This is a genomic window from Nitrosospira sp. NRS527 (genome assembly GCF_018406445.1).
Taxonomy (GTDB): domain Bacteria; phylum Pseudomonadota; class Gammaproteobacteria; order Burkholderiales; family Nitrosomonadaceae; genus Nitrosospira; species Nitrosospira briensis.
Map to the genome: position 1 here is coordinate 71,776 of NZ_AP024515.1, position 19,936 is coordinate 91,711.

Here is a 19,936-nt window from a genome sequence, read left to right on the forward strand (position 1 = left end):
AATCTTTTCGCCGATCCCAGGACGCAGTCCTGGCTCAGAGCGTTTCTTCGCTGATTCGTTCAACGAGCCGAGCCAGTGCTTTACCGCGGTGGCTAATTCGATTCTTCTGCTCCGCCGGAAGCTCCGCAGCAGTTTTACCGAGGTCCGGCAGAAAAAAATAAGGATCGTACCCAAAGCCCCCGGCCCCGCGCGGCCGAAGCACAATTTCACCGTGCCAGCTTCCATCGGCAATAAGGGGCTGCGGATCGTCGGGGTGGCGCAAGAGCACGATTACGCAGTAATAGTGAGCTTTGCGGTCGGCTTCGTCTGTCAACACATCGACCAGCTTCTGATTATTGCGCTCATCTGACCTGGGTTCTCCCGCGTACCGTGCCGATAGAATGCCTGGTTTGCCATTTAAGGCGCTCACGCAAATACCCGAATCATCCGCCAGAGCCGGCAGCCCGGTGCATCTGCTGGCATGGCGCGCCTTGACGAGGGCATTTTCGATGAAAGTGCAATACGGCTCTTCCGATTCAGTAACATTGAACGCAGACTGGGGCAATACCTCGATCCCCAGCGGCTGCAGCAGTTGGCCGATTTCCCGCAACTTACCCGAATTACTGCTGGCGATTACCAGTTTTTGCATATCAGCTCTTTATCGGGCGGCCAATACCGCTTTTTGAATTGCGATCAATTCCTGTATCCCCTGCTGCGCCAGATCTACCATGGCGTCCAGGTCGTGGCGGCTGAACGGAACCCCTTCCGCGGTTCCCTGCATTTCCACCAGACCAGAGTCGCCGGTCATGACAACATTCATGTCGGTGTCACAGCGGGAGTCTTCAAGATAATCGAGGTCGAGCACCGGCACGCCTTCGTACATGCCGACCGAGACCGCTGCAACATGACTTAGTATCGGCGTAGCTTCTATCATCTGCTGGTGTAACAGCTTTTCTACCGCATCGTGCAGCGCGACAAAAGCCCCGGTAATGCTGGCGGTGCGTGTACCGCCATCGGCCTGAATGACATCGCAATCGATCTGGATGGTGCGCTCGCCCAGTTTCGTCAAATCCATTACTGAGCGTAATGCGCGCCCGATGAGGCGCTGGATTTCCATCGTGCGCCCGGATTGCTTGCCCTTGGCTGCTTCGCGCTGCATGCGCTCGTTAGTGGAACGTGGCAGCATGCCATATTCCGCAGTGAGCCAGCCCTGCCCTTTTCCACGTAGAAACGGGGGTACTTTTTCATCCAGGCTGGCTGTACATAATATCCTGGTATCGCCACACTCGATCAGTACCGCACCTTCAGCATGCTTGGTGTAATGACGGGTAATTTGAACCGGACGAAGTTGAGCCGGCGTGCGATTGCTGGGACGCATGGTTGTGATTCTCTAGATGATTTTGTAACGGCGGCGTTTTACCGGCGATTGGGGTAAGGGTGCAAACTCGTTCTGCATGTCTGCGACGATCATATGCGATAATCCCCATCGCTCCCCATTTTAACCTATCAGGACCTGTCAGTGGATGAGTTAGCGACGATCTATAGTATGACCGGCTATGCCGTGGTTGCCCGCGAATTGCCACAAGGTTCACTGAATCTGGAGCTGCGCTCGGTTAATAACCGCTATCTGGATATCCAGTTCCGCCTGCCTGACGAACTCCGCTTGCTGGAAGTGACGATGCGTGAATTTCTGACCGCTCGGCTGAATCGTGGAAAAATCGAGTGCCGCGTAAGCTTTTCCGGGATCGCGAATACCGAAGATCTGCAGCATATCAACGCTGACCTGTTGCAAAAACTACTGGCGCTGAACCGTACCGTCAGGGCTGCGCTACCAGACGCCCACGGTCTCGAGGTGGCGGATATCCTTCGCTGGCCCGGAATGTTGAGGGCCAATTCACTGCCGACGGAGAGCCTGCGCGAACCTTGCCTGGAATTGCTGGCCGCTGCCCTGCATGAGTTGGCGGCGGCACGCGCCCGCGAAGGCGAAAAACTTAAAGTCATCCTGCTTGAGCGCCTCTCCAGGATGCGTTCCCTGGCAGCAGAAGTGGCACCGCGTATTCCCGCCTTGCTTGTGGCATTTCAGGAAAAAGTCAAAGCCCGTTTGCGCGATGCCATGATAAATTGCGATGATGAGCGTATCCGGCAAGAACTGACGTTGTTCGCTGGCAAAATCGATGTAGACGAGGAACTGTCCCGCCTGCAGGCTCATTTTGAAGAAGTGGAACGGGTTTTACGCAAAGGCGGCGCAGTCGGCAAACGGCTGGATTTCTTGATGCAGGAGCTCAACCGCGAAGCCAACACAGTGGGCTCAAAATCGGTAGATGCGGAAGTATCGAAAATTTCTATCGAACTCAAAGTCCTGATCGAGCAGATGCGTGAGCAGGTGCAGAATCTGGAGTGACGTTTCACTCAAAATCACACCATGTCAATTTTTCGTTAAAGCCGCTAACCATGCGGCTTTCTTCCTTTCAGGCCATTGCAATCCATATCATCAAGGTTCAGAATGAGTGTGTACCCAAGTGTGTACACATGGTGCTTGCGGCGGAAATTTAGATGGCCAGCGTGCCCGACTACATGGATGTGCTGGACAAACTGAAGGCGTTGCGCTCGTGAAGCCGGTCGTGGGCGACCTTTGTCAGTGGCTATCAATTAATATAATTAATACTCTTAAACTGACAAAAAAAGAGGGAAAAAGTGTCCGGAATATTTGTCGGTGCTCGCCGCGCCTAACGTCCGTTCCGACTACGGGTTTCTCAAGAACGAGTACCGGCGCATCGACGCGCTGCCTCAGCACAAGGTGCTGTGCACGGCTTTTTCAAGCTCCAATGTAAATTTCACCTAATATGATAAATAACCATATCAAGTGGGGTGACATGAATCGACAAAGATTAACTATGAATAGGACGAATTCGGTTGGCAGTTTAGATAAATTAAACCGTTTTCAGGAGTTGCCAATGAACTTTAGGAGCACGTGATGAGTAACTCCATTCTTTATACTATGCCGGGTACCTGTGCGCTGGCACCCAACATTGCCGTCGCTTGGCTGAATGCCCCTGTGACGATCAAAACGATGGCACATGGAGATCAAAAAAAAGAAGAGTATCTGTCTATCAACCCAAAAGGTAAGGTGCCGGCCCTGCAATTTGACGACGGCGACGTATTAACTGAAGCCGCGGCGATTCTGGCATATCTCGGCGCCGAATACGGCAAAGAAGGCTATGCGCGCAATGAGAAGTTGGGGCGCAAGGAAGCCGAAGCGCTGAGTTACATGACTTCGGAAGTTCACGCAGCGTATGGTCCCCACTTCGCAGCACAGTCGTTCGCAGACAGTGATTTGGCCCAAAAAGAAATCAAGGCCAAAACGTATGAAAAGCTGGCAACGCATTACGCTCGCATGGAGGGGAGTCTAGCAGCCGCCGGTGACTGGTATCTGAAGGATCGGAGTTTTGCCGATGCCTATCTGTATGTACTCACGCGATGGATCGAACAGACCCCACTATCCATCGATAATTATCCGAATCTGAAAAAACATCGTGCGCGAATGGAGGCTGATGAAAGCGTAAAGCTTGCTTTGCAACGCCAGAATATGGAGCCGTTGTCATACCTCACATAAAACCGATAAACGGGGAGCGGGTTTGCCGAAAGGCTAAAGGGGTGAATTGCATCGGGAGTGCATATCAGATTACATGGCTAATTTCCATTAGCTGTGTGATTCATCCGTAAGCTTCCCCGTCTGGTAGACAGTTCCACGGCGAGCTGCGGCATTTGCCCAGACCTGGCGCGGCCACTTGGTGCGCCACGCCTGATCTACCCACAGCAGCTACAGCGCCGCCGCGTCATCGAGAAGATCCGCGACCGCGCCCCTGGATGGGGATCCGTCCGCACTAGCCGCCATACCGGAAAATCTCTGGTTCCAAGCAAGCGGGCGGCAATCCGCACTGCCGCCACCAATCCGGGTGGCGTTACCCGATAATTGCTTTGGGTTCCAGATATGTCTCCAATCCAAACACGCCGAACTCCCGCCCGTAACCCGACTGCTTGAAGCCACCGAACGGGGCCAGTGGGTCATGGAACTCGCCATTAATGCACACGCGGCCAGCATCAAGCTGGTTAGCGATACGGTATGCGCGCGCCTTGTCGCCTGCGGTGATGTAGGCCGCCAAGCCATAGGGGCTGTCGTTGGCGATGGCAATGGCGTCCGCTTCGTCTTTATACGGGATGATCGACAGCACGGGGCCAAAGATTTCCTCTTGCGCAATGCGCATGGAGTTCTTCACGTTGGTAAAAATGGTGGCTTTGACGAAGTTGCCAGCCTCCAGACCAGTTGGCTTGCCCGTGCCGCCAGTGAGCAAGGCGGCGCCTTCTTCAATGCCGATACGGATGTAGTCCTGCACGCGCTCGAATTGCTTCTGGTTGACCATGGGGCCGATGATGGTGTCTGCATCCTTCGGGTTGCCGACTTTCACCGTGCCGGCAATGGCGGCCTTGGCTAGTTCGTTCACTTCACTCAGACGATTTTCAGGCACCAGCAGACGCGTGGCAGCCACGCAAGCTTGCCCGCTGTTGATGTAGGCTGCAAGAATGGCCTGCGGAATGGCGGTGGCGAAATCTGCATCCTCCAAGATGATGTTGGGTGATTTGCCGCCCAGTTCCAGCGTTACACGCTTCATGCTCTCCACTGCACCTTTGGCGATGATCTTGCCCACCCCGGTGGATCCGGTAAAGGTAATCTTGGTGATGCCGGGATTGCGTGTCATTTCCGCACCCACCACATCGCCCGTACCGTTGACGAAGTTCACCACACCCCTAGGCAGTCCCGCTTCGTGAAAGCATTCCGTCATCAGCTGCGTTTGCTGTGCGCTGAATTCACTGGGCTTGATAACGCAGGTGCAACCCGCGGCAATGGCTGCCGAAACCTTGGTGGCAATGAAGCCGTTGCTAGAGTTCCACGGAATGATGACACCCACCACGCCTACGCCCTGCAGGCGTACCCGGGAATGGCCGACCTTGGGCTCCAGGTCAAAGTCCTTCAGCAGTTGCGCCATGATCTTGAAGTCGTCCACTGCGAGGTCGATCAGCGACGTGGTGAAATATAGTGGGCAGCCGTATTCGTCGATCATCACATCGATCAAATTCTGCCGGCGGCGTTTCAGAATCTCGTGCATTTTTTCGAGATAGCCGATACGTTCTTCCTTGCTGGTCTGCGAGAAGGTCTTGAACGCCTTCTTAGCTGCGACGATGGCGTTTTGGGTATCGACTTCATCACCCAGCGTCACTTGCGCTACCTTCTCATTGGTGACAGGGCTGAGCAAATCCAGCGTTCTGGTACCGTGTGGTGTAACGAATTCGCCGTTGATGTAAATCTGGTTAAGTTGTTTCATGGTGAGAATTCCTGCCGGTTTTGCTGAGATCAGGTGTTGAGCATGAAGCCGGTCTTGCCTGCAAATGCCACGGATTCAGCAAGTTCCTTTTGTGCTTCTAAGGCCTTTAGACTGCCCGCCGCTGGTAAGCAGCAAAGCCGAAAGCTGGGCATGCTATTTATAAGCGATAACCGCGCTGCAACAACCTGCAAAGTGCATGACCTCATAACACTGGAAACCGGCTTCCTTGCACCATCTCCAAAAATCAGCTCCCGTGAAATCAAATGCGTCGCCAAACTCCATCAACATGTTAAGTGACATCAAGAGTCCGAAGACATTGCTGCGCGTTTCTCGTCAATGAGATTCTCTATTGCCACGAACACGCCCTTTTCCGGCAGACTCGTAATACATCCAGAAGCCCCGGACGTTTAACCTGTTGCCAATGACATCGCCTTGTTGCAGATGGATCGGCAATCCACCCAGCCACGCATAACACAAAATGCGCGCCTGCGAGAGGGGCGCCTTCAAAACGCCACGCTAGGCGCTACCCGACGCGATACTGACCTCCGTCTACTACTATTACCTGCCCTGTGATGAATGCAGCATCGTCGCTTGTCAAAAATAGAACTGCGCCAGTGACATCCTCGGGTTCCCCGAGCCGTTTGATCGCCTGCTGTTTCCACGTGGAGCGCTTTTGCTCTTCCGACTGAGGTCGGATTGCCACTGTATTCGTCAGGCCCGGCAAAACCGCGTTCGCGGTAATACCGTCGTTTGCAACATCATTGGCCAAACCTCTCATGAATCCGATAATTCCCATTTTTGAAGCAATATAGTGGCTCATGCCCGGTATGGCCAGGCCAACCATGTTTGACGATATGCCGACGAAGCGGCCCCACTTCTTCTTCCTCATCGTTGGCAAGAAATACTTCACACTTAAGAAGTGTGAGTCCAAATTCGTGGCCATCGTCTTCCGCCACGTCGGCAGATCCAGTTCGTCGATAGAGCGATTTGGAAAATAACCCGCATTGTTTACAACGATATCCACCTCGCCGATATCGCGGCTCTTAAGGGATACCGAACGCCAGTCCTCTTCCTCTGTCACGTCAAGTTGAAACGCGTGCGCCGATCGGCCGATCTTGTCCACGGTCTGGTGCGGAAGCGTGAGGTCCGTCGCAATCACTTCCGCGCCCCGTTCCGCGAGTGCCAATACGATTGCTTGTCCGATACCTTGGGCGGCGCCGGTCACCAATGCCACGTGTCCTTCGTGTGTCTTTATCGAGGTTTTCATGCTGTCCCAATCAAAACTCTCAGGCTGCCTTTAAAGCTGAGGTCCACCGGAGGAGATCGTCGATCATGACGTTGGCTGACTTTTCCAGTTCGGCGAGCCCTTTCGGTGTCCGGCCTTTAGGTGCAGAATTTAGAGTGACATATCGTACGGCGTCAGACCGAAATTCGCGCGAATAAAAGGTTTCATACAAATGTCCACCCTTCTATCCGCCTAGACCACGAGTTACTCATTACGTGTAGAAAATCGGTATTAGGTAGGAGGTCAAGCGACATGACCTTTATTTTATAAGCGTGGATGGGGCGGAGCATTAAAAGTCTGCGAACTTCCCTTTCTAAATTGGCCTGAGCAGTACCCCAAGGCGTTTATGGGTCCGAGGCGATGACTTATACCCAACCTATTCCCAGAATGCCCAAACCGGCAACAAGTATTACAATATAAATAATCCAGGAAGTTATACTATTCATGTCGTTCCCCTTCATATAGAGATGGAGCATCCATATCATTTGCCTTTTCACTGCTTATATCGGTGCGCTAAACCACAGAGATAATATGGAGGCCAGTTTGCCCCAAAGCGAAGATGGGATATCTCCGGGATGCTTTTTTGCAGCCGCCGCAAGAATTGGACATTAGATTAAAAAGCTTGTCAGGTCGTGTGAATCAAAAAGACCGAACATGGATAAATGACATTTGAAACCGGGCGGATCGCCCTCATCTGATCAAGTAATCAATCACTGCGATATACGAACTCCATGAGCGACTCCTCTCACCTCGTATGCCCTCGCTGTCAAGCGATCAATCGTGTGCCGACTGCGCGACTCGACCAGAAACCCAGTTGCGGGCAGTGTCACCAGCCTTTGTTCACGGGCCATCCGGTAGAGCTCACCACGTCCACATTCGCACGACACCTTGATCACAACGATATACCGCTGTTAGTGGATTTCTGGGCGCCGTGGTGCGGACCATGCAAGATGATGGCTCCAGCCTTCGTGCAAGCCGCGGCGATGCTGGAGCCCCTTGTCCGTGTAGCCAAGGTGAACACCGATGCCGAGCAAGCGTTGGGTACACAATACAGCATCCGCAGTATCCCTACTTTGATTCTGTTTAAAGACGGGCATGAAGTAGCGCGGCAGGCCGGTGCTTTGACAACTCAGGATATTGTGCGCTGGGTTCGTGCACATTAATGGCATTGATTGGATTAACCGGATCAGTTGGCTTGGTTGGAATGAGCCGAAGCTGTTAAACTTTGGCAGCACACTTGATAATCAAGCGACAGCGCTGCTATAAACCTAAATCCGGTAGTTGACCGCTCATTTAATAGATCAGTGTTATGATTAATAACAATATCTCATATTATTAACGCCACTTTCCGGGTGAGGGCGCTACGGGGTGAATTGCACAGTTTTTGGGGCACATGGCTGCGTTGCAACTTCTTGGAATGGAACGACCATTCCGCGTCGTTGCGCCTTGCCCTGCACCTCAAAAACTGTGCAATTCTCCCCGTCCAACTACCGGATTTAGGTTAAAAAAGCTGGAAAGAGGGGAACACCGCAACCAGCAAACTGGGGGGTGATACCGTGCGTTAATACTGTAGGGTTAACTTCAATATGATCATAACGCCGGGTGACTTATATATTATCAGCGCCCCATCCGGGGCGGGAAAAACCAGCCTGGTCAAAGCCCTGCTTCAAACCGGTATCGATCTGAGCCTGTCAATTTCATACACTTCGCGGTCGGCGCGTCCTGAAGAAATCGACGGTCGCGATTATCATTTTATACGGCGGGAGATTTTCGAGCAGAGGCTGAAACAGGACGAGTTTCTGGAAAGTGCGCAAGTTTACGGAAATTTCTATGGCACTTCAAAACATTGGATCAACGAAACCGTAGCTTCGGGACGCGACGTTCTGCTGGAAATTGATAGCCAAGGCGCTCATCAGGTGCAGAAGGTTTTTCCTCAGGCAGTAAAAATTTTTATTCTGCCTCCCTCGCTCGAGGTGCTGGAAATGCGTTTGAGGCAACGTGCTCAGGATAGTCTCGAAGCGATCGGACGGCGCTTGGCGGCGGCCCGCGACGAAATCAGCCATGCTGGCGAGTATGACTATGTTATCATCAATGACAGGCTGGACAAGGCATTACAGGATTTGAAGTGCATTGTACAAGCCGAGCGCTTGAGAATGACGAAACAGCTTGCCCGCCACCATGGTCTGGTGGCGCAACTCGGCCGAACGCCTTCTCCATAAGCGACGATAATTCCAACGTCCGGTCGAATGGCTGGCGGCGCTACACTTCTCTTTCGCAGGTTGCCTTTAGTTGGTGGGGCATTCTATACTTCAATTTCTATACATTAGCAGAGGCAAGATCATGGCGCGTATTACCGTTGACGATTGTTTGAAAAGAATTCCCAACCGCTTCGATATGACGTTGGTCGCGACCGTTCGTGCAAGACAGCTTTCAGTGGGGGGCACCCCCATGGTGGAGTCCGCCCGAGATAAACCCACCGTCATCGCATTGCGCGAACTTGCACAAGGAAGAGTGGGAATTGAACTTCTCACAATGGGTCCCATTTGATATTTGAACGGCCTGAGCTTTCTTGTAAAAAGCCCTGCTTGAATACACTGATAAGCATTTGTAGAAAAGAATTATCGATTGCCATGAAGGTGATGCCGTCCTGAAAAAAACTGTACTGGTATAACAGGAAATCAAGGAAACGACGATGCGAGCACGAGGTCTGCCGGATTCTTCTGCTACCTTGCCTGAGGCGAATTTCCTTTTTCGCGAGCTGTCGAGCTATCTTAAACGGGAGGATGTTTCCGAACTTCAGAACGCCTACCTTTTCAGTCAAAGCGCCCACTCCGGGCAATTCCGAAAATCCGGCGAACCCTATATTTCTCATCCGCTGGCGGTAGCCAGCATACTCGGCAAATTACGCCTGGACACCCAGACGCTGGCAGCCGCGCTACTGCACGATGTGATGGAGGATACGCATGTCTCCAAAGCCGAGATCAGTAATAGATTTGGCAAATCGGTTGCGGATCTGGTGGACGGTGTTTCGAAGCTCGACAAGATCGAGTTCCAGACCCATGCGGATGCACAAGCGGAGAATTTCCGCAAAATGCTGCTGGCCATGGCGCGGGACGTGCGCGTCATACTTATCAAATTGGCGGACCGGTTGCACAACATGCGTACGCTGGAAGCGATGCGGGCAGAGAAACGGCGCCGTATCGCACGCGAAACCATGGAAATCTACGCCCCTATCGCCAATCGGCTGGGGCTCAACAATATCTACCATGAACTGCAGGATCTAAGCTTCCGTTACCTGTTCCCGACGCGTTACCGTGTTCTGGCCAACGCCACCAAGGCGGCCCGCGGAAATCGCCGGGAAATGGTCACGAAAATCCTGGATACGATCAAGCAGCGCCTTAAAGTGGCAGGGCTGGATGCCGAGGTGACGGGGCGAGAAAAGCAGCTCTATAGTATCTACACGAAAATGGTGGAAAAGAATCTCACATTTTCCGAAATCCTCGATATCTACGGCTTTCGCGTTATCGTCAAGGACGTACCCTCGTGTTATATCGCACTGGGTGCATTGCACAGCCTCTACAATCCCATCCCCGGAAAATTCAAGGACTATATCGCCATCCCCAAGGGAAATGGCTACCAGTCGTTGCACAACACCTTGTGGGGACCCTACGGCACGCCCATCGAAGTGCAAATTCGCACGCCCGAAATGCATCGAATCGCCGAGGCAGGCGTCGCGTCTCACTGGCTCTACAAGAGTACGGATGCGGATCTCAACGACCTGCACATGAAAACCCACCAGTGGTTGCAGAGCCTGCTGGAGACGCTCAGCGATTCCACCGATTCACTGGAATTCCTGGAACATCTCAAAGTAGACCTGTTTCCCGGCGAGGTTTACGTATTTACGCCCCAAGGCAAGATATTGGCGCTACCGAAAGAATCCACTGCGGTGGACTTCGCCTATGCAGTGCATACCGACATCGGCGATTGCTGCGTGGCGGCAAAAATAAACGGTGAAAATGCGCCGCTGCGTACCTTGCTCCGGAGCGGCGACCGCGTGGAGATCGTGACTGCGTCACATGCAAAACCCAATCCTGCCTGGCTTAATTACGTGGGTACCGGCAAGGCACGCTCGCATATCCGCCGTTTTCTCAAGACCATGCAATATGAAGAGTCGGCCAAACTGGGGGAACGCCTGCTGAATCAAGCTTTAATTTCGCTCAAGGTCGATCCCGAAACGATAAGCGCGGCGCAGTGGGAAAAACTGGCGCGTGAGAGCGGGTCTAAATCCAAGACGGATTTACTGGCGGATATGGGGCTGGGCAAGCACCTGCCGGCGGTAATTGCCAGACGGCTGGCGGTTCCAGGAGAATCCGCCTCCGGCCCGAACGGGACCGGAGGCGTCATCACCATACTTGGCACAGAAGGCATGGCAGTGCAGTTTGCGAAATGCTGCCGCCCCATCCCGGGGGATTCCATCGTTGGCTTTATCAAGAAAGATCAGGGGCTTGTGATTCATACTCATGATTGTCCGGCCGCTTTAAAAAACCGCGGTAACTCGGAAAACTGGCTGGACGTGGCTTGGGGCAAGGATATCAGCAGGCAGTTCGAGGTCAGTATCAAGCTGCTGGTGGCCGATCAACGTGGCGTGCTGGCGAGAGTGGCCGCCGCAATCGCCGAGGCCGGATCCAATATTGACAATGTTGCCATGGACGAAGATGAAGGAGAGGGTACGTACACAACCATGAATTTCATGTTGCAGGTCCGCAACCGCCATCATCTGGCGCAAGTGATGCGCAGCTTGAGGCGTATTCCCGAAGTGGCGAAAATCACCCGTATGAAGAGCTGATCGACTCGTCTCGCATCACCTTTCTACAGAACACTGCATGCCTGCAGTCAGTTGGCCAGCGTCAGCCGGCCAACATTCACTTTTCGACCGTAGCTATCGATCATATGCCAGGACGGGCGCCAGCCATTGCTCTGTTTCCTCCAGCGTCCAGCCTTTGCGCTTCGCATAATCTTCCACCTGATCCTTGCCGATTTTACCTACCGCAAAATAATCGGCGTCGGGGTGAGAAAAATAAAAACCGGATACCGCCGCAGTAGGCACCATCGCGTAAGATTCAGTGATGATAATGCCCGCATTTTCGGGCGCTTTCAGCATTTCGAACAAAGGCCCTTTCTCGGTATGATCGGGGCAAGCGGGATAGCCCGGCGCGGGGCGGATGCCACGATACTCTTCGCCGACGAGTTGCTCGGTATCCAGGTCTTCATCTTTTGCAAAACCCCAGAATTCGCGCCGTACCCGCCAATGCATGTGCTCGGCGAAAGCTTCGGCCAGACGGTCTGCCAGCGCCTTCAAGATGATTGCGCTGTAGTCGTCATGCGCCTCCTCGAATGCTTTTATCCGCGCATCTATACCCATGCCCGCAGTCACCGCGAATGCCCCGATGGCATCCTTTATCCCTGTTTCCTTGGGCGCGATGAAATCCGCCAAGCATTGGTTTGGACGCCCAGTCGGTTTCTGGGTCTGCTGGCGCAAATTGTGAAAAGTCATCGCCAACCGGGTGCGAGCCTTATCCGTGTAGATTTCCACGTCGTCATCATTTACCGTGTTGGCGGGAAAAAGGCCAAACACGGCATTGGCTGTTAGCCACTTCTGCTCGACGATTTTTTTCAGCATGTCCTGGGCGTCACGGTACAGATTGGTGGCCGCTTCTCCCACCACCTCGTCCTGCAGAATTGCCGGAAACCGGCCGGACAATTCCCACGCCTGAAAGAACGGCGTCCAGTCGATGAAAGGCACCAGTTTTTCCAGTGGATAGTTTCTCAAGGACCTTACGCCGATGAAATCCGGTTCAGGCGGCGTGTAGCTCTCCCAATCGATTTTAAAAGCATTCTTCCGGGCATCCGCTATGGATAGCATTGGCGCAGGCCCCCTTTTATTTTTATGCTGGGCGCGCACTTTTTCGTACTCGGCCTGGAGTTTCTCCACGTAACCCGCTTTTAGATCCTCCGACAGCAAGTTACTGCATACGCTCACGGCGCGGCTCGCATCCGGGACCCACACGGTAATGCCGCTGTAATGGGGAGCCACTTTCACGGCAGTGTGCACACGCGAAGTTGTTGCGCCGCCGATCAATAAAGGAATGGTAAAACCTTCCCGTTCCATTTCCTTCGCCACATGCGCCATTTCCTCCAGCGAGGGCGTAATGAGGCCCGACAGCCCGATCATATCGGCCTGCTCACGCCGCGCCATTTCCAGAATCTGTGCGGAAGGCACCATTACGCCCATATTCACTACGGCATAATTGTTACACTGAAGGACTACCGTGACGATATTCTTGCCGATATCATGAACATCGCCCTTGACCGTGGCGATTACGATCTTGCCCTTGGGCCTGGAATCGCCCAGCAGTTTCTTTTCCGCTTCAATGAACGGCAGCAGGTGCGCCACCGCCTGCTTCATGACGCGCGCTGACTTGACCACCTGGGGCAAAAACATCTTGCCCGAGCCGAACAGGTCGCCCACCACGTTCATCCCGTTCATGAGTGGTCCCTCGATCACCTGGATGGGGCGCCCGCCTGCCTCAGCGACTTCGAGCCGTGCCGCCTCGGTATCTTCCACGATGTAAGTAGTGATACCCCTTACCAGCGCGTGAGTCAGGCGTTGCTGCAGCGATTCATTGCGCCAGGCAAGGTCTTCAACGTTCTCCTTGGTCTGTCCCTTGAAGCTCTCGGCAAATTCCACCAGCCGCTCGGTGGCGCTTGCGTCTCCACCTTCTTTGGGGGGGCGGTTCAGCAGCACATCCTCGACCCGTTCCAGCAGATCCTTGGGGATATCCGAATAAACGCCAAGCTGCCCGGCGTTGACGATGCCCATGGTCATGCCGGCGCGAACCGCATGATAGAGGAAAGCGGTATGGATCGCTTCCCGCACCGGCTCGTTGCCACGGAAAGAGAACGATACATTGGAAACGCCGCCGCTCACCTTGACATACGGCAGGGTTTGCTTGATCAGGCGCGTAGCATTGATGTAATCCAGGCCGTAATTGTTATGTTCCTCGATGCCCGTGGCGACCGCGAAAACGTTGGGATCAAAAATGATGTCCTCAGGTGGAAAGCCTACCTCATCCACAAGAATGCGGTAGCAGCGCGTGCAAATGTCCACTTTGCGCTCAAGCGTATCAGCCTGGCCTGCTTCATCGAACGCCATGACAATTACCGCTGCCCCGTAACGGAGCGCAAGCTTCGCATGTTCGATGAACTCCGCTTCGCCTTCCTTCAAGCTGATGGAATTGATGATCGCCTTGCCCTGAATGCATTTCAGTCCCGCTTCGATCACCGACCACTTGCTCGAATCCAGCATGATGGGCACGCGGCTGATATCCGGCTCGGCGGCGACAAGGTTCAGGAACGTAACCATCGCCTTCTGCGAGTCGAGCATCGCTTCATCCATGTTGATGTCGATGATCTGCGCGCCACTTTCAACCTGGTTCCGGGCAACACTCAGCGCTTCCGAATAGTTGTTGTTCAGTATCAAACGGGCGAAGGCTTTCGAACCGGTGACATTGGTTCGCTCGCCGACATTCACGAACAACGAGTCATCGCCAATGGCAAGCGGTTCCAGGCCGGACAGCCGCAATTTTTTTGGAATATCGGGTATGACTCGCGGCGCGATACCGTTTACCGCATCCGCAATCGCTTTGATATGGGCGGGTGTCGTGCCGCAGCAGCCGCCGACGATATTGACGAAACCCGATTGGGCAAAATCCTTTATCAGACTCGCGGTGTATTCAGGCGACTCGTCGTAGCCTGTCTCAGCCAGCGGATTGGGCAGGCCGGCATTGGGGTGCGCGCTTACACGTACACCAGCCACCCTGGACAAATCTTCGATATAGGGACGCATCAACTCCGCTCCGAGCGCGCAGTTGAGCCCGACCGACAATGGCCGCGCGTTACTTACGGAATTCCAGAAAGCCTCCGGCGTCTGTCCGGAAAGCGTACGCCCGGAAGCATCGGTAATCGTTGCCGAAATCATCACGGGAAATCTTGTGCCGTGCGTCTCGAAGTATTGATCCACGGCGAACAGCGCTGCCTTGGCATTGAGCGTGTCGAAAATGGTTTCGACCAGCAGGATATCGGCGCCGCCGTCAATCAGGCCGCGAATGGATTCGGAATAATCCGCCACCAGTTGATCGAAAGTAATGCCGCGGAAACCGGGATCGTTTACATCCGGGGAGATCGATGCCGTCTTGGTAGTCGGCCCCAGCACACCCGCAACAAAGCGCGGCTTTTCCGGCGTTTTTGCTTCCATCGCTTGCGCCGCTTCCCGCGCGAGTTTGGCGCCGGCAAAATTGAGCTCGTATACCAGATCCTGCATGTGGTAATCCGACATCGAGGCGGCAGTGGAATTGAAGGTGTTGGTCTCGATGATATCCGCACCCGCTTCCAGATAGGCATCGTGGATAGCGCGGATAACCTGCGGCTGGGTGAGCGTCAGAAGATCGTTATTGCCTTTGATGTCATGGGGAAAATCGGCAAAGCGAGCGCCACGATAATCCGCTTCGTTGAGCCTGTAGCTCTGGATCATGGTTCCCATGGCGCCGTCCAGCAGCACAATGCGGCGTGCGAGGATTTCTTCCAGCAATTTGGTGCGAGGAGTTTCGTTCATGGCAGTGCTACGTTTGAGGTGAAGATTGATTCTATCACGCCCCTGCGGGCATTTGCCCTAACCATCCCCAACCGTCGCCAGGCGTTAGGCCGCCCTTACTTCGATAGCGCGATAGCGGAGCTCATCTCAGCCAATTGATTTTGCCTGTTTCTCCATGCTGCGTAGAACGCGCCTCGCCGATCGAAGCGAGCCCTCGATGAAGCCCTGGTAATTTCACGACAATCCAGTTTTTGTCGCTGAAATAGGGCGATTCGGCCACGTCGGGGAACCAGGTCCTGGCCTTTGGAGCTGAGGATCTTCCGACGGCACCTGATCGGTTTGGTTTTGACTTGATTCCATCGTCCTCAGGTAATCCGACCAGAATGTGATGGCATGGCGGTCGGTGTACACCATGATCAGCCCCTTGGTCCTATCGTTACTTTTTACGTAGAGCAGTTCTCGCGTGGGTATATCTGTGGCACTACGGTTTCCACGATCACGACATCGTAAGGCGCGGCTACCGGTTTACTGGTTTTATTGTTTGGCATCTATGTTTCCCCCAGGCGCTGAAGTTCTTCCAGGGAATAACGGTAACCAGGGTCCAGTATTAACGCGGCGCGAAAATAGCGTACCGCTTCCGGCAATCTTCCCAGATAGCGCAGGCAGACTCCCTTGTTGTGATGTATTACCGCTCGATTACCATCGATTGCCAGTGAGGCATCATATAGCGGCAATGCTTCCGCATAGCGACCCACATCAAATAAGACATTTGCCCATTCATTGAGTGCCGGCGCATATTCCGGATCAAGGCTGAGCGCAACGCGAAAGGCCGATATTGCGGCTTGCGTTTCGCCAAGATCGCGGCGAACCAAGCCCACATTTCCCCAGTGCATCGGATTCCATGGCGACAGGCATAACGCTGCGCTGAAATGGGTAAGGGCGACCGTAAAATCCTGGCGGGACCAGGCAACATTGCCTAACCCACGCCAGACATCGGCGCAATCCGGTTGCTTCTCTGCGTTTTCCTGAAAGAACAATCGGGCATCCTCGAGCTTTCCCGCTCGCCACGCTTCGTAACCTGGCATAAGCGCCGGATCGCTTGGAGGCCAATCATTCCATTGCATGGCGTTAAGGTTGTCTTGTGGGTTATTCTGGGGTTGCTAACTGGTAGCAGCCCGCCAGCATCGTCATATGTTCCCCCGTAGCCAGAGCGGGCCGCAGGTGCGCCTGCTCGGCGCCGTTCAGGAAAACAATCCGGTTGGACAACCCGGTGATGCGTAGCAGTAACCCGCTTGCTGCATTGTCGCCGCGAAAGACGTGTAGTTGAAGCCCCGCCGACGGTTGAACACCGGGCATCCAGAGGGTCTGAAGGTAGATCAGCAGAGCAATGCGACAGGCTTCCTTTTTGTCGCAGTGTTCGCCCATGTACTGACCTGGCTCATCGTAATAGGTATAGCAACTGGCACTCCAGGACGGAGCAAGCCGATGGCCGGTGACATGTTCCAGGTAAGCCAGCACAGATGCCGACGAGAGAAAGCTCCGTGCGTGCGGTCCGAGATGCGCGCGTATATTGTGCTGGGAGATTTCTCCAGGACATTGCTTCGCAACCAGGCTCCAGCTCGCATCCCGCCGTTGCGCAAGCGCCTCGCCGAGAAGATTCATATGCGTATCATGGCTGAGAGCGGGCGGCCCAAATACGGCCGCGCCACGATCAAGGAATTCCATACGAAGCCGGGCAAGCGACGAGGGGTCGATATTCAGATCCGTGCCGGTATCGACCATGCAGTCGGGAGTGAGAGTATTCACAGCAAACTTTCCTCGCGGGCAAATTCTTCCAGCAGGATGGCGCCGATCTGCGTCGGTACAGCATGCTCGCGCAACGTAATGCCTGCCTGAATCACATTCCGTTTTTGTCGCTCATAAATCGTGCCGGAGGTCCATGCATCGGGAAATCGCATCTCCAGCCGTCGATAATAATGGCAAACATTGAGAAAAGCATGTACGCCATCCACCAGCCCTCGCAATGGGCGCAAATCCGGCCGCCAAGGGGAGACGAAACCGATGGCTTCCGAGGCTGAATCGCGCGCGCGGGCAATCGCATCGTAGCGCCGAAAAATATTCATCCTGATATGGCTTGATTCATGGCATAACAAATCGCCGATATGCTCGACGTCATCGGCGCTCATGAATATGGTTCCCGGCAGCTCCGGCGGGCTGTGGCTGCGCGAGTACCCGCGTTGTTTCAGAATACACAGTGCTTTGACGTGGCGATGGAGGGCATGGAAGGCGAGCGGCCAGATCTGGCCAAGCAATTCCAGCGCTGTTTCGATACGCCCGGTTCCCGCGTCAATCTCCTCATCCGTTGCGGGCTCGAAAGAGGATAGCAGGGGAGTAACTTCGGCGACTCCGTTAAGCACGGGAAAACCCCCGATATACGGCAGGGCCGCAAGGCGGGGATGACTGAAACCCGCCGGTAATCCGCTTCCGTTATTGACAAGCGTCAGACTCAATCCATCGCTCCAGACGAAATGCGTTTTACCTTCATTTTCCACCACCGCCAGTGTGATACCTGGCGCATCATTGGACAGCACGGCGTGGACATGCGGCAGATACAGCGGACCCGCCGCGAAGAGACAACTGGGCAGAATAAAGGTGATGTCGCGTACGTCGGGATGGTGAATGAAATGCCGCACCCCGGACAATATCTTTCCCGCGCCGGGATTGCCGGGGTCGTCCGGTTCCGCCCTCGGAGCGGTGTCTATTTCCGCCAGTGGAGTGGAAAATAGCCGGGCGCGGGTATCGGCGGGCAGGTTGTCAAGGGTCGCGATAAGACGCTGCGCGAGCGGGTGCTCATTCGCGTCCATTGTGTCCATCGCCGCAGAGAGCTGGTTCCGTAAGTGTACCGAACGGGCCAGTGCAGAGAATCCGAGCAATATGTCGACGGTTTCGCCGGGCCCGGCCGGGTAACACAGGCCCGCACAGTCCGTCAGTACATGTTTCGGCAGCCCTTCCCGCGGCATTTCCTTCAGACCGGCGTCATTGAGCTTCACACTGCTACCGCATGGCATTTTATGGGTGCAAAGTCGCGGGAAAAGCGTTCACCCTCGTTATTGAAATAATTGTAAGTGTTCAGGTGATCGAACGCGATTTCATCGAAGGACAGCCAGCGCATCAGATAGGGATAAAGCGTTTTGTAAAAGGAGCATTCGGGGGTGCGGTGCCGGACCGTGCCGTAACGCTCCCAGGCTTGTGCGGAACACCCGGACTGACATAGCTGTCGATAGGAGCAGGTGTCGCACCCTTCGAGATCAGCGGGGCGGCGTTCGCGAATTTGCTGTATGACGGCATTATGCCGGGACGGTTGTGACAGGCTTTCCAGGCCGGCATCGAAAATGTTTCCCAGCTTGAGCCCAGGTGATTGCGTGGCACGGCCGCAGGGATAGATATCGCCATTGGCGGCAACGGCCTGGAAAGTTTCCCCCGCTCCGCAGTGGGTTCGCATGCAGCGCGTTCTACGCTGTTTACTGGTGAGAAAGTCGCACATGCTGCGGACGTTGTCCTCCAGCAACGGCAATTTTTGCGCCACTACGTGACTCATCAGGTCTTTGACAAAATCAATAATCTGATCCTGGCTCAAACCAACCTTGTTCCAGTTCTTTCGCGCATCGCCCAGATAGGCCACGGGATTCAGCCGAAAGCCATGGATGCCGAGATTGAGCATGGTGGCGGCCAAGGCCGCCGGGTCATCCGCATTGGACCGGTTCAGCACCACCAGGCCGCCGAAGGGTACCTCGAACTGGTGCAGCAGGTCGATTCCTCTGGCAATCTTGCTGAAGGACTCCTTGCCGTTGACCTGAGGGCGGCTCGAATTTTGCTGTTGTGCGCCTCCATCGAGAGAAATTCCTACCCGGATATCCTCCTCCTTCAGCCAGCGGACCCGTTCCTCGTTCAGTAAGGTGGCATTGGTTTGCGTGCTGAGAAATAGCCTGCGGTTGCCTCGTAATGGATGATTACGAATGTATGTCACGGTTTCCTTCATGAGCTCATATTTCAGGAATGGCTCACCCCCGGCAAACTCGAAAGCCAGCGTGTCGCTCTCGCGCATGGCAAATGCAAGATCCACAGTCTTTCGGGCAATATCCCGATCCATGGCCGGCATGGATGAGTTGGCTCCCGCCAGGCAGTAGGGACAGGCAAGATTGCATTTCTCGGTAATGAGCAATTCGATCAGGTTTCCCTCATCGTAATTGGGTCCGTCGGCGAACATCCGCCGGTCCACGGCAGCATGTCCATTAAGCGTCAGCAGACCGCGCCGATAGAGTTGGGCGGCAAAATCGAGCGCATTGTCCGGACCGTATTGCGATAGATTATGGCGTAACCAGCCAAATGGCTTTTTATCCAGTTGCCGAAACCACTTTGACTCGCCGGCACTGAGAAATGCCCACGCCGCATTCTCGGGGTGAATGGCAAGCGTCTCGCCCGCGATATCCTCCAGGACAATGCCTTCCGTGCCCAGCACGGTTTGATCGCTTAAGCTGATCGTACCGAAAGGTTCGTAGTGCTTGCGGTGAGCCTCCGCCAAATAGGTACTTTCGGCGCTTTCCCTGTAGGGCCTGCTGAAATATTTCATATCGCGATTCT

General features: G+C 54.4%; 17 protein-coding genes. 8 read left to right on the top strand and 9 right to left on the bottom strand.

Annotated elements, in window-relative coordinates; translation table 11 throughout:
• Positions 1-34: 34 nt before the first annotated feature.
• On the bottom strand, positions 35-628 hold the full coding sequence (gene rdgB / locus KJS40_RS00370; RefSeq protein ID WP_213538616.1) for an RdgB/HAM1 family non-canonical purine NTP pyrophosphatase: 594 nt from the start codon (positions 626-628) through the stop codon (positions 35-37).
• A gap of 9 nt (positions 629-637) precedes the next feature.
• Positions 638-1,357 (bottom strand): ribonuclease PH, encoded by a 720-nt coding sequence (gene rph / locus KJS40_RS00375; protein WP_213538617.1) that lies wholly within the window; start codon positions 1,355-1,357, stop codon positions 638-640.
• 168 nt (positions 1,358-1,525) lie between these two features.
• On the opposite strand from rph, the gene KJS40_RS00380 reads away from it, so the two are divergent.
• The 3 genes from KJS40_RS00380 (at position 1,526) to KJS40_RS00385 (ending at position 3,592) form a co-directional block, all read left to right on the top strand.
• Positions 1,526-2,380 carry a YicC/YloC family endoribonuclease gene (locus tag KJS40_RS00380; RefSeq protein ID WP_213539651.1) on the top strand — a complete coding sequence of 285 codons (855 nt, stop codon included), beginning with the start codon at positions 1,526-1,528 and terminating at the stop codon, positions 2,378-2,380.
• Between the two features lie 312 nt (positions 2,381-2,692).
• On the top strand, positions 2,693-2,821 hold the full coding sequence (locus tag KJS40_RS15425; protein ID WP_280520238.1) for a hypothetical protein: 129 nt from the start codon (positions 2,693-2,695) through the stop codon (positions 2,819-2,821).
• A 132-nt stretch (positions 2,822-2,953) separates the two neighbouring features.
• Positions 2,954-3,592, top strand: a complete 639-nt coding sequence (locus KJS40_RS00385) for a glutathione S-transferase (RefSeq protein WP_213538618.1) — start codon at positions 2,954-2,956, stop codon at positions 3,590-3,592.
• Between the two features lie 349 nt (positions 3,593-3,941).
• Here the strand turns inward: KJS40_RS00385 and KJS40_RS00390 are convergent, their stop codons facing one another.
• The gene (locus KJS40_RS00390; protein WP_213538619.1) at positions 3,942-5,360 is read right to left on the bottom strand and encodes an aldehyde dehydrogenase family protein; all 1,419 of its coding nucleotides are present in this window, start codon (positions 5,358-5,360) and stop codon (positions 3,942-3,944) included.
• Between the two features lie 42 nt (positions 5,361-5,402).
• Here KJS40_RS00390 and KJS40_RS00395 point away from each other — a divergent pair, with 42 nt between their 5' ends.
• The gene (locus KJS40_RS00395) at positions 5,403-5,657 is read left to right on the top strand and encodes a hypothetical protein (RefSeq protein WP_213538620.1); all 255 of its coding nucleotides are present in this window, start codon (positions 5,403-5,405) and stop codon (positions 5,655-5,657) included.
• A 226-nt stretch (positions 5,658-5,883) separates the two neighbouring features.
• Here the strand turns inward: KJS40_RS00395 and KJS40_RS00400 are convergent, their stop codons facing one another.
• Positions 5,884-6,627 carry an SDR family NAD(P)-dependent oxidoreductase gene (locus KJS40_RS00400; protein WP_213538621.1) on the bottom strand — a complete coding sequence of 248 codons (744 nt, stop codon included), beginning with the start codon at positions 6,625-6,627 and terminating at the stop codon, positions 5,884-5,886.
• Positions 6,628-7,376: 749 nt separating this feature from the next.
• Here KJS40_RS00400 and trxC point away from each other — a divergent pair.
• The 4 genes from trxC (at position 7,377) to KJS40_RS00420 (ending at position 11,491) form a co-directional block, all read left to right on the top strand.
• The gene (gene trxC, locus KJS40_RS00405; protein ID WP_213538622.1) at positions 7,377-7,808 is read left to right on the top strand and encodes a thioredoxin TrxC; all 432 of its coding nucleotides are present in this window, start codon (positions 7,377-7,379) and stop codon (positions 7,806-7,808) included.
• Between the two features lie 423 nt (positions 7,809-8,231).
• Positions 8,232-8,864: a guanylate kinase gene (gmk, locus tag KJS40_RS00410; protein ID WP_213538623.1), complete on the top strand. Its 633-nt coding sequence runs from the start codon at positions 8,232-8,234 to the stop codon at positions 8,862-8,864.
• Positions 8,865-8,985: 121 nt separating this feature from the next.
• Positions 8,986-9,192: a DNA-directed RNA polymerase subunit omega gene (gene rpoZ / locus KJS40_RS00415; RefSeq protein WP_213538624.1), complete on the top strand. Its 207-nt coding sequence runs from the start codon at positions 8,986-8,988 to the stop codon at positions 9,190-9,192.
• A 145-nt stretch (positions 9,193-9,337) separates the two neighbouring features.
• Positions 9,338-11,491, top strand: a complete 2,154-nt coding sequence (locus KJS40_RS00420; RefSeq protein ID WP_213538625.1) for a bifunctional (p)ppGpp synthetase/guanosine-3',5'-bis(diphosphate) 3'-pyrophosphohydrolase — start codon at positions 9,338-9,340, stop codon at positions 11,489-11,491.
• Positions 11,492-11,584: 93 nt separating this feature from the next.
• Here KJS40_RS00420 and metH read toward each other — a convergent pair whose 3' ends face one another.
• The 5 genes from metH to KJS40_RS00445 all read right to left on the bottom strand — a co-directional run bounded on the left by metH (position 11,585) and on the right by KJS40_RS00445 (position 19,925).
• Positions 11,585-15,316, bottom strand: a complete 3,732-nt coding sequence (gene metH, locus KJS40_RS00425; protein ID WP_213538626.1) for a methionine synthase — start codon at positions 15,314-15,316, stop codon at positions 11,585-11,587.
• Positions 15,317-15,843: 527 nt separating this feature from the next.
• Complete coding sequence (locus tag KJS40_RS00430) at positions 15,844-16,419, bottom strand: tetratricopeptide repeat protein (protein ID WP_213538627.1); 576 nt, start codon at positions 16,417-16,419, stop codon at positions 15,844-15,846.
• A 22-nt stretch (positions 16,420-16,441) separates the two neighbouring features.
• Positions 16,442-17,101, bottom strand: coding sequence for a hypothetical protein (locus tag KJS40_RS00435; RefSeq protein WP_213538628.1), 660 nt, complete (start codon positions 17,099-17,101; stop codon positions 16,442-16,444).
• The gene (locus KJS40_RS00440; RefSeq protein WP_213538629.1) at positions 17,098-18,345 is read right to left on the bottom strand and encodes an HEXXH motif-containing putative peptide modification protein; all 1,248 of its coding nucleotides are present in this window, start codon (positions 18,343-18,345) and stop codon (positions 17,098-17,100) included. The genes KJS40_RS00435 and KJS40_RS00440 overlap by 4 nt, the downstream gene beginning before the upstream one ends.
• Positions 18,342-19,925 (bottom strand): radical SAM protein, encoded by a 1,584-nt coding sequence (locus KJS40_RS00445; protein ID WP_213538630.1) that lies wholly within the window; start codon positions 19,923-19,925, stop codon positions 18,342-18,344. Before KJS40_RS00445 ends, KJS40_RS00440 begins: the two co-directional genes overlap by 4 nt.
• Positions 19,926-19,936 lie beyond the last annotated feature (11 nt).